Source organism: Micromonospora sp. WMMC415, from assembly GCF_009707425.1.
GTDB lineage: Bacteria > Actinomycetota > Actinomycetes > Mycobacteriales > Micromonosporaceae > Micromonospora.
On sequence record NZ_CP046104.1, the window covers coordinates 4,371,600 to 4,380,652 of the forward strand.

The 9,053-nt window shown below is 69.3% G+C and carries 12 protein-coding genes; 5 read left to right on the top strand and 7 right to left on the bottom strand.

Features of this window, described 5'->3' with window-relative positions; genetic code table 11:
- Positions 1-103 precede the first annotated feature (103 nt).
- On the top strand, positions 104-535 hold the full coding sequence (locus GKC29_RS20610; RefSeq protein WP_155332382.1) for a RidA family protein: 432 nt from the start codon (positions 104-106) through the stop codon (positions 533-535).
- 76 nt (positions 536-611) lie between these two features.
- Here GKC29_RS20610 and GKC29_RS20615 read toward each other — a convergent pair whose 3' ends face one another.
- Positions 612-869, bottom strand: coding sequence for a DUF6069 family protein (locus GKC29_RS20615; protein ID WP_230688729.1), 258 nt, complete (start codon positions 867-869; stop codon positions 612-614).
- Between the two features lie 67 nt (positions 870-936).
- Entirely contained in the window at positions 937-1,914 is a 978-nt protein-coding gene (locus GKC29_RS20620; RefSeq protein ID WP_155332383.1) for an RNA polymerase subunit sigma-70, read from the bottom strand.
- A gap of 125 nt (positions 1,915-2,039) precedes the next feature.
- Between GKC29_RS20620 and GKC29_RS20625 the strand changes: the two genes are divergently transcribed.
- The gene (locus tag GKC29_RS20625; RefSeq protein ID WP_155332384.1) at positions 2,040-2,579 is read left to right on the top strand and encodes a GNAT family N-acetyltransferase; all 540 of its coding nucleotides are present in this window, start codon (positions 2,040-2,042) and stop codon (positions 2,577-2,579) included.
- Between the two features lie 36 nt (positions 2,580-2,615).
- On the opposite strand, the gene GKC29_RS20630 is transcribed toward GKC29_RS20625, so the two are convergent.
- The 4 genes from GKC29_RS20630 to GKC29_RS20645 all read right to left on the bottom strand — a co-directional run bounded on the left by GKC29_RS20630 (position 2,616) and on the right by GKC29_RS20645 (position 5,251).
- Positions 2,616-3,041 (bottom strand): VOC family protein, encoded by a 426-nt coding sequence (locus GKC29_RS20630; protein WP_155332385.1) that lies wholly within the window; start codon positions 3,039-3,041, stop codon positions 2,616-2,618.
- Positions 3,038-3,949: an ArsR family transcriptional regulator gene (locus GKC29_RS20635; protein ID WP_230688730.1), complete on the bottom strand. Its 912-nt coding sequence runs from the start codon at positions 3,947-3,949 to the stop codon at positions 3,038-3,040. Before GKC29_RS20635 ends, GKC29_RS20630 begins: the two co-directional genes overlap by 4 nt.
- A 208-nt stretch (positions 3,950-4,157) precedes the next feature.
- Positions 4,158-4,730 (bottom strand): dihydrofolate reductase family protein, encoded by a 573-nt coding sequence (locus GKC29_RS20640; protein ID WP_155332386.1) that lies wholly within the window; start codon positions 4,728-4,730, stop codon positions 4,158-4,160.
- A gap of 98 nt (positions 4,731-4,828) precedes the next feature.
- Positions 4,829-5,251: a MarR family winged helix-turn-helix transcriptional regulator gene (locus tag GKC29_RS20645; RefSeq protein ID WP_155332387.1), complete on the bottom strand. Its 423-nt coding sequence runs from the start codon at positions 5,249-5,251 to the stop codon at positions 4,829-4,831.
- An 87-nt stretch (positions 5,252-5,338) separates the two neighbouring features.
- Between GKC29_RS20645 and GKC29_RS20650 the strand changes: the two genes are divergently transcribed.
- Positions 5,339-6,337 carry an NADP-dependent oxidoreductase gene (locus GKC29_RS20650; RefSeq protein WP_230688731.1) on the top strand — a complete coding sequence of 333 codons (999 nt, stop codon included), beginning with the start codon at positions 5,339-5,341 and terminating at the stop codon, positions 6,335-6,337.
- Positions 6,338-6,368: 31 nt separating this feature from the next.
- On the opposite strand, the gene GKC29_RS20655 is transcribed toward GKC29_RS20650, so the two are convergent.
- Positions 6,369-6,686 (bottom strand): hypothetical protein, encoded by a 318-nt coding sequence (locus GKC29_RS20655; RefSeq protein WP_230688732.1) that lies wholly within the window; start codon positions 6,684-6,686, stop codon positions 6,369-6,371.
- Positions 6,687-6,828: 142 nt separating this feature from the next.
- On the opposite strand from GKC29_RS20655, the gene GKC29_RS20660 reads away from it, so the two are divergent.
- Both GKC29_RS20660 and GKC29_RS20665 read left to right on the top strand, forming a co-directional pair.
- Positions 6,829-7,707 (top strand): inositol monophosphatase family protein, encoded by an 879-nt coding sequence (locus GKC29_RS20660; RefSeq protein ID WP_196255675.1) that lies wholly within the window; start codon positions 6,829-6,831, stop codon positions 7,705-7,707.
- Positions 7,653-8,936 carry a hypothetical protein gene (locus tag GKC29_RS20665; RefSeq protein WP_230688733.1) on the top strand — a complete coding sequence of 428 codons (1,284 nt, stop codon included), beginning with the start codon at positions 7,653-7,655 and terminating at the stop codon, positions 8,934-8,936. The genes GKC29_RS20660 and GKC29_RS20665 overlap by 55 nt, the downstream gene beginning before the upstream one ends.
- The last annotated feature ends 117 nt before the right edge of the window (positions 8,937-9,053 follow it).

A 9,053-nucleotide genomic window follows, 5' to 3' on the forward strand; every position in this document is an offset into this window, starting at 1 on the left:
AGCGCCGCCGCGATGACGATTAGTCACGTTCCAAGCACCGTGGGCAACTAAGGTCGGTCGTTGACAGTGGACGCCACAGCAGATGCAGAGGGGCGAGAGCGACATGGCCGGTGACATTCGTGCGGGGGAGATCGACGAGCTGACGTTCGTCAACCCGAAGGGGCTCTACGATCCTCGGCCGAACGCGTACTCGCATCTTGCGGTCTTCCCGGCCGGCTGGCGGATGATCCTTCCGGCGGGGCAGGGCGGCGAGACCGAGGACGGTGTCCTGTCGGAGGACTTCGGGACGCAGGTCCGGCAGGCGCTGTCGAACACGGAGACCGTGCTCGCCGCCGCCGGCGCCACCATGTCGGACGTGGCGAAGTTCAACCTCCTCGTCGTCGACCACGACGAGGAGAAGTTCGGGGTGGTGAAACAGGAGTTCGGTCGCGTGTGGGGTGACCGCAAGCCGGCCTGGACCCTGATCCCGGTGCCGGCGCTGGCGCTGCCCGGCATGCTGGTGGAGATCGACGTGATCGCTGTCGTGCCGCGGTGAGGAACCGCCGCCGACTCTACGTCGGAGGTCGCTCCAGCACGCCTGACGGCGCGCGCGTCGTCCGGTGACGGAACCGTCAGTCGGTCCGGGCGCGGAGGCTTCGCGCCAGGGCGGGGATCATCACCGCCGCAGCGACGAGGTGCAGCCCGATCAGGGCGGTGACGGTGGCGGCGTCAGCCCCGAAGAGGATGGGCGGGACCAGCGAGATCGCCGTCAGCGGCACCGCCGTCCACACGAATCGCTCGGCGGGGCGAGCGCTCCACCGACGAAGAGCGACCGCGATGACGATGCCCACGACCGAGAAGAAGCCGGTCACCACGGCGATCCCGGGCACCGGGATCGTCTCGCTGCTGTTGGTGACCGCGAAGTCGACGCCGACAGCCTGGTGTCATCCATGCTGTTCATGCCGTGCCGTCCGCCGGCAGGCGCTCCGGCAGCCCGAGCCGCGGGAACCGGTCGTCGTGGAATGTGACGATCTCGGTGATCTTCCCGCCGGTGACGCGCAGGACGTCGATCGCCAGCGGCAGGTACGCGCCCTCCCGCTCCCGCCAGTGGTAGAAGGCGACGGCGGGCTGCCGGTTCACGAAGGTGGGGATGCCGCGCAGGCCCGTCATGCCCTCGAAGCCGCCCTCGACCCAGTCGTTCACCACCGCGTCGCGGCCCACGTACAGGCCCGGGGTGGGCGGCATCGAGCTGCGTACGTCGTCGCGCAGCATCGCGGCGAGCGTCGGCACGTCCGTGGCCACGCTGGCCTCGGTGTAGCGGCGTACCAGCTCGCGGGTGCCGGTGCCCTCCTCGCCGCCGGTCCAGTCCTGGCGCTCGGCGGGCAGGTGCTCCCGCATGCCGGCGCGGGCCCGCTGCAGCGCGCTGTTCACGGAGTTGACCGAGTCGCCGAGGAGTTCCGCGACGTCTTTCGCCGGCCAGCCGAGCACGTCCCGCAGGATCAGCACGGCCCGCGGGCGCGGCGCGAGGTGCTGCACCGCGATGAGGTACGCCAGCTCGATCGTCTCCCGCGCGACGGCGACGGCCTCCGGCTCGTCCGCGTCGCCCGCGGGCAACTCGTCGAGCAGCCGGTCCGGGTAGGGCTGCAACCACCGCACCTCACCGCCGGTCGCCGGCTCCGGGCGGACCTTGGCCAGCAGGTCCAGGCAGGCGTTGGTGGCGATCCGGTACAGCCAGGCCCGGAACGTCGACCGCCCCGCGAAGGTTTCCCGCCGCCGCCAGGCACGCAGGAATGTCTCCTGCACGGTGTCCTCGGCGTCCTCGAACGACCCGAGCATCCGGTAGCAGTGCACGTGCAGCTCCCGCCGGTGCCGCTCCGCCAGCCCCGAGAACGCCCGCTCGTCGACCTCGCCCAGCTCCCGCAGCTCTGCAGCCATCACGTCATCCTTCCGCCTCGTGGTGTCCCGTCCTACGTATGACGGCCACGGGCCCGACAACTCATCACCGCCTGCCCGGCATTAACCGGTCGGTGGTCACGCCGGTCGGCTGTTAGCGTCGTGCCGTGTTCGCCACCGAACGGGTCCGGCTGCGCCCACCCACGCCCGACGACGCGCCGAACCTGTTCCGCCTGAAGGGCGATCCCGAGCTGCACCTGATCACCGACGGCGAGCCGTTCCTGCCGCGCCACGTCGGCCAGCTCCGGGCGTGGCTGGAGAAGCAGGTCACCCAGCCGCCCGACGGCCAGTCGCCGGTGCTGCTGCTGGCCGAGACGGTGGCCGACGGCACCTTCCTGGGTCGCGGCGTGCTGTGGGGAATCAACGCGTTCAACGGGCACGCCCATCTCGGCATCGCCCTGGTTCCCGAGGCGCGCGGCCAGGGGTACGGGACCGAGGTGATCCGGCTGCTCTGCCGGTACGGCTTCCGCAACCGCAACCTGCGCCGGCTGGAACTGGAGACGCTGGCCAGTAACACGGCCATGCGGCGGACGGCGGAGGCGTGCGGTTTCACGCACGAGGGCACCCAGCGGGAGCGCGAGTACGACGGCGACGGCTTCGCCGACTTCGTGCTCTACGGCCTGCTCCGGCGCGACTGGAAGCCGTAGCCACGACAAACGCTGCCGGACCGAGCGGTATGACTGTCAGGCATAAATATTCCTGACGGTCATATCGGTGGCAGGACAACTTTCTGTCGCCCGGCAAGGACAGTGAGGGGAACAGGTCGCCACCGGCGCCAGCAGCGCGAGGACTCCGGGGACGCCGGCCAGGACGTCGCTACGGAACGACAACCCGGCACCTCGTAGTCGATCGATCTCGGCGTCCAGGTCGTCGACAGTGAGGTGGATGCGGTTGCGTCCAGCGGTGGTGGCGTCGTCGGGCGTGGCGCGGGCGCCGGAACTTTTTGGGCCGGAGACCAGCAGCCGCAGCGGGCCGCGCACCACGTCCGCGAAGGCCGGCGCGGCACTGGTGTTCAGGACGAAGCCGAGATGGGTGGTGTAGAAGTCGACGGCCGTCTGCACGTCGTCGACGATGTAGCGGACACTGGCGTACCGTTCGGAGGCTGTCACGGCTGGATCTCCTTCAGGATCGGATGGCGCTGAGGACGGGCAGCAGGTGCCGGACGCGGGTCGCGATGGCAGCCGCGGTGCGCCGGAAGGCGAGGTAGCCGGCTGATCGGTGCCGCCGGTGGCGGCGGGTCGGGAATGCTCCAGTGCGCCCGCCGGGGCTGATCCGGGAAGTCGGGGCACGCCTCGCGGGCTTTGTCGCAGAGACTGATGACGTAGTCGAACCGTCGACCGGACAGGGTGTCCCAGTGCCGGGGGCTCTGGGCGGTGATGTCGATGTCGAACTCCTCGCGGAGCACCCGTACGGCGTCGGCGTGCAGGTGGGGCTTGGGCTGGCTACCGGCGCTTGCCGTCTCGACCTGGCCGTCGGTGTAGTGACGTAGCAGGGATTCGGCGATCGGCGAGCGGGCGCTGTTGCCGGTGCACAGGAACAGCACGCCGATGCGGGGCGAGCGAGACAGATCCGCCGGTGGCACATCTGGCGCGACGCGCTCCCGGCGCAGCGCAGGGTGCAGGGCCACCCCGGTAGCGGCGAGTGCGTCCGCGCAGCGGTCCAGGTCCAGTTGGTAGTAGCTGTCGCGGCCGTCGAAGCTGCTGCGGGCGGCCGTGACCAGCCCCGCGTCGCGCAACAGCCGCAGGTGGTACGAGACCAGGTTCTGCGGCTCGCCCACCAGCGTCACCAACTCCCGGACCCGGTAATCGCTGGCCGCGAGCTCGGTCAACAGCCGCCAGCGCAGCGGATGGGCGGCCAGTCGCGCCACGCCGGCCGGCGCCGGGTGGCCCTGGGCGACCACCGTACGCGCCAGAGGCCGGCACCGGACCTCGGCCGGCGCGACGGCGTCCGCTTCGACCAGCGCGCGGGCCGCCCCGCGCAGGTAACCCAGCTGGAGGTACGCCCGCGCGACATCCACCAGGTACGCGGCCCGATACTCGGCCGGCAGCCGCCGCCACCGCCTCCCGCTGCGTGACCTTCACATGCCGGTGCACCGCTCCCCCGGCGTCCCTCAGCTCGACCGCCACCACCACCCGAGCCAGCTCGACGGCGGCCGGCTCGAAGCCGGTCCGATGGGGATCGGCGCCCGCCCTGACTGCGTGGCCCTCGGCAAGTGCCAGGACTAATCACGTCAAGCCGTTACTCGCGGGCCGGTATCGCAGGGCGACCGCCCCCGACCGGAACTCATGGCGATCCACGAGCTCGAGCTGGATGCGCTCGCGCAGACCGGCGAGCAACGTCGGCCCGTGTCCGGCAAGGACCGGCTGCACAAGGAACGCGTACTCGTCGATCAGTCCCAGATCTGCCAACGCCAGAGGGAGCGTCACGCCACCCACGAACAGGCCTTCGCCTGGCTCCTGCTTGAGCCGCTGAACCGCTTGCCCCAGGTCGCCTCGCACCAGCTCGGCATTCCAATCGACCCCGCTCAGCGTGCTCGACACGACGTACTTCTTCGCCCGGTCGATGGTCTCGGCGAACGGGATCTCCCACTCATCCATCCAGTCAGGCCACGTGCCCGTGGCCGGCTGCCGCCACGCCGACTCCATCATCTCGTAGGTCACCCGGCCGAACAGCAGGGCGTCGGCTCGTTCCATCTCAGCGGTCCAGTAGCGCATCGACTCCTCGTCCGGGGGGAGCCCTGCCTCGTGATGGCAGCAGCCGTCGAGTGTGACGTTGATCGAGTATCGAAGTGGTCTCATCTCGTTGCTCTCCCTTGATGGGCGCAGCGCGTTTTCACCGGACCGTACTCTGACTACTGTCGGCGCCATTTCTCATCGGCGTGGCCGGCTCCTACAGGTCAGCCCAGTGCTTTGCGCAGCAACGCCGTCAACTGGTCCTGTTCGTCGGGGGAGAGTCGTCCGACCGCGGTGCGGGCGAAGGTGAAGGCCGTCGCGAACCGCTGATTGATCTCGTTTCCCCGACGGGTTCGCGCGACCAGTCGTGCGCGGCGGTCCCGGGGATCCGGCTCGCGGGCCACGAGGCCGAGCGCTTCGAGACGCGCGACGATCTGGGTGATGTTGGAGGCATCACAGCCGAGTTCCTCGGCCAGGGCGCCCATGCCGCGTCGCTCGTCGAGCCGCCCCAGCACACATGCCTGCGCCGGGCTGAGCGACAACTCGGCCGCGGCCGCCTCGTAGGCGCGGTCGTAGACGTCGACCAGGTCGAACATGGCAGCCTCGGCCTCGGACGAGGTGGTTGCGGGTTTGTTCGACAGCGCCACGGCTCCCAGCCTAGAACAGTTACTTGATTCGCTCAACTAGTCGTGATCGAATGATCCTTGATTCACTCAAGTAACCGAGGAGGGCGGATGGACAGCAGAGCCGAGCGCACGGCGAGCGGCACGATCGTGGAGCCGCAGATGAACGCGATCGTCCTTGACCGGTTCGGCGGCGTCGATGAACTCTCGCCGCGCCAGATGCCGCTTCCCGAGGTCGGGGATGACGACGTCCTCATCCGGGTGGAGTTCGCCGGGGTCGGGTCCTGGGACGCGGTCGAGCGGGAGGGGCACTACGACGGCGCCTTCGGCGTCGCGTCGACCTTCCCCTACGTCCTCGGCTGGGACGCGGCGGGCACGGTGGCCGCGGTCGGGCGCGACGTCACCCGGTTCGACGTGGGTGACCGTGTCTACGCGGCGTCGATGCCGGTGCCGCGTGGCGGCTTCTACGCCGAGTACGGCGTCGTCGAGGCGGAGTTCGTGGCGCGTGTGCCCGACCGGATGCCAACCGAACAGGCCGGCCCGATGGCGTGGGATGCCCTGACCGCGCTGAGCGGTCTCGATCTGCTCGGCCTGCGGCCGGGCCAGACACTCATGGTGTTCGGAGCCAGCGGGGGTATCGGGCACATGGCCGTGCAGCTGGCGCGGCACAGCGGCCTCCGGGTGTTGGCCGTGGCCTCCGGGGACGACGGTGTCGCCCTGGCCCGGCGGCTGGGCGCTGACCACGCCGTCGACGGTCGCAGAGACGATGTGCTGGCTGCGGCGTCCGCATTCGCGCCGGACGGGCTCGATGCGGCTCTGGTCACCGTGGGAGGCGAGACCGCCGAACGTTCCCTTGGCGCGATCAAGAGCTCGGGGCGGATCGCCTGGCCGAACGGAGTCCTGCCCGTGCCGGTGACGCCGCCGAGCGCGCCGGTGTCCCATTACGACGGGGATCGAAGCCGCACCGCCACCGATCGGCTGAACGCGATCATCGAGGCGAGCACCTTCGAAGTCCACGTCGCCCGGACCTTCCCGTTCGAGCGGGTCAAGGATGCGCATCGCGCCCTGAACGATCACTATGTCGGGAAGCTCGCCCTCAAGGTCGGATAGGACGCCGCGAACGGCCCGACGCTCCAGCGGATCACCGGGTGAGGCCGACCAGCCCCGCCAGGCGCGCCACGCCTGGCGGGGCCGGGTGGCCCCGGGCGACCTCGGCGATCACCGTACGCGCCAACGGCCGGCACCGGACCTCAGCCGGCGCGACGGCGTCGGCCTCGACCAGCGCGCGCGCCGCCCCGCGCAGGTCACCGACCTGGAGGTACGCCCGCGCGACGTCCACCAGGTACGCGGCCCGGCGCTCGGCCGGCAGCCCCCGGCCCGCACCCGGGCAGCGGCCCGGTCGGTCAACTCGACAACCAGCACATGTACGGATGATCGTGGCCGCAGAAGCGAGGGTCACCGACCTCTGCGCAGCGTCCAAAGCCTTCTCGCGGTCCCCTCAGGCAGCCAAACAAGGCTGATCGGAAGGTGCTCCTCGAGATGGAATGATGGAACCCGTCGATGGACCGCCGTCCGGGCCGGCCGCAAGGAGAGTCGAAACGATGAATCTTGACAGGCTGTGGACTGACCTGACGGGAGAACTTCTCGGCATGCTGCGGTCGTACCGATCGCGGGTGGCCGAACTCGATGTGCAGGTGAAGGCGGACCGGACGCTCCTGACCGAGGCCGACCTCGCGATCGAGGAAATGATCATCGGCAGGATCCGCTCCGTCGATCCCGAGGCGCGGATCCTGGCCGAGGAGTCGGGGAGCGGCGCCTGGCGGCCCGCTCTGGATGAGGAGCCCGAACGGATCTGGGTCATCGACCCGATCGACGGCACGGCCGAGTTCGTCCGGCCACAGAGTGTGGAGTTCTGTTCGGTCGTCTGCCTGATGGAGCGGCGGGAACCGGTGGCCGCCCTGATCGTGGCCCCTGAACTGGCCAGCGGCAACGGTCCGGTAGTGGTGACGGCCGCCGCCGCCGAACGAAGGATCACGCTCAATGACCGCCCGGCGGCCTACAACCGGCAACCCACACGTGTCGTATCCCTGACTCGGAGTGCGCGGTCCGAAGCCCCGAGCCACGAGGCCGCCGTGCTGGAGGCCGGCTACCAGGTGAAGACGAGGACCACGTCACAGACGCTGGACATGCTCCGCACCGCGCTGGATCTCACCGGCGTCGCCGAAGACGCACCGCGTTTCGACCTCTTCTACCGCCCTCGGCAGAAGGTCTGGGACGGGTTGGCGGGCTTGTGCCTCGGTGAAATCGTCGGTCTAATGTCCACAAACTTGAATGCGAGCAGGGCCCTGCCGGTGCCCATGGAGACACTCGCCGCGCTAGAGCCGACTTTCGCCAGCACCGTGATGGGTCGCCCGGAGGCCGTCAAGTGGTTCGTGGAGCTAGCGCGGGACTCCCGCACCGGAACACGGAAGTCCTCGTAGACGTCACCTCGATCATCAGTGCCGAGGACTTCGTTGTCGCCCAGAACAACCTGCTCCGGCCCGGAGATCCGTTCGCTCGTCAGTCATTCGTCGAACTGATCCAGTCCCTGATCTTCATGGATCGGGTGTGGGTGGCGCATCCGGTCCTCACTCGCCCCACCGCAGCGGATTTTGGTGAGAAGCCGTACCTTCTCCGGGCTCTGGCCGACGCGGGGCTCCTGCATCCGCTCCAGTTGGACTCCGACGAGATGAGCCGGGTACGGCAGGTCGAAAAGGCGGCGCTGCACGAGCTGCAGAGTTGGCGGGGCAACCAGGTACTCGCTCAATTCATCGAGCAGGCCGTCGCCTGCGATGACGCGCTGCAGGGCGATCGCAATTCGCTGTCGAAGCGCATTCACGGGTGGTGTGCCTTCCAAGCGAAACACGTCCGGGTCGTAGGCCATCACGCAGACCGGATCGGCACGTCGGACGGGGTCGAGGACGATCCTTTCGGGGCCTGGGCTAGAGCGGCCTCGATCGTGTTGCGCGGGCCGCTGCAGGCGATGGCACCACCCGGCGAGGAGGTCTACGTCGCGGCCACCCTGGCGCGGGGACTTAAGTACCAGTCGAGAGCGGACAGCACGAAGTTGTCCTACCAGGCGCATCCGATCCGGCGTGACTTCCTGCTCACCTTCGACCTTTCCACCGAAGGCGCGACCGAGGGGACCGTACTCAACGTCATCAAGGCCATCCGAGGAATCCACGACTCCCTCGTCACGGCGGCGGATGACAGCGACACACATCGCGTACAGCTTCTCGAACTTGAGCTTCCGCTTCTTGGTGGGCGGCTCTGGCACAGCGGGGAGACCGGCCGACTCCGGCACCGCGACTGGATCGAGCTGGTCGTCGCCCGCATCGCCGACTACCGCGAGAAGGCGGCCGACCTGCGTGCCGCCGTCGCCCGGTGCGTCACCGACGAGGATCATCTCCGCTTGGCCCGGGACATCAGCGGGGCGAAACGCCAGTTGCTCGAGCGACTGGGCCTGCGCAAGGTGGCGTTGTCGTCGGTGGAGCAGGAGTTGGTCAACGGCGTGGCGTCGGTGACCGAGTCGGTGCCCGGCGTTCCCAAGGTCGCCGGCATGTGGATCGGGGCACGGGCGATCGGCAAACAGGTGTCAGCGACGGGCACGCCGGTGCAGCGCTTCCTCTACAAGGAGTTCTACCGCGCCTGGAGACGCGCCGGCCGCTGACGCGCCCGTGTCGCGTCGACGCCAAGATCAGCCACCGCCCTCGACATCCGGAGTATCGCTCCACTATCCCGCCGTCTGTCAGCGTGCCCGCCCAGTCGATGGCGGAGGCGAGGAGCG

Bases quoted from the DNA above. Each gene is read 5' to 3' on its own strand.
- GKC29_RS20610 (WP_155332382.1), top strand. From the start codon at position 104: ATGGCCGGTGACATTCGTGCGGGGGAGATCGACGAGCTGACGTTCGTC.
- GKC29_RS20620 (WP_155332383.1), bottom strand. From the start codon at position 1,914: ATGGCTGCAGAGCTGCGGGAGCTGGGCGAGGTCGACGAGCGGGCGTTC.
- GKC29_RS20640 (WP_155332386.1), bottom strand. From the start codon at position 4,730: ATGAGACCACTTCGATACTCGATCAACGTCACACTCGACGGCTGCTGC.
- GKC29_RS20650 (WP_230688731.1), top strand. From the start codon at position 5,339: ATGGACAGCAGAGCCGAGCGCACGGCGAGCGGCACGATCGTGGAGCCG.
- GKC29_RS20660 (WP_196255675.1), top strand. From the start codon at position 6,829: ATGAATCTTGACAGGCTGTGGACTGACCTGACGGGAGAACTTCTCGGC.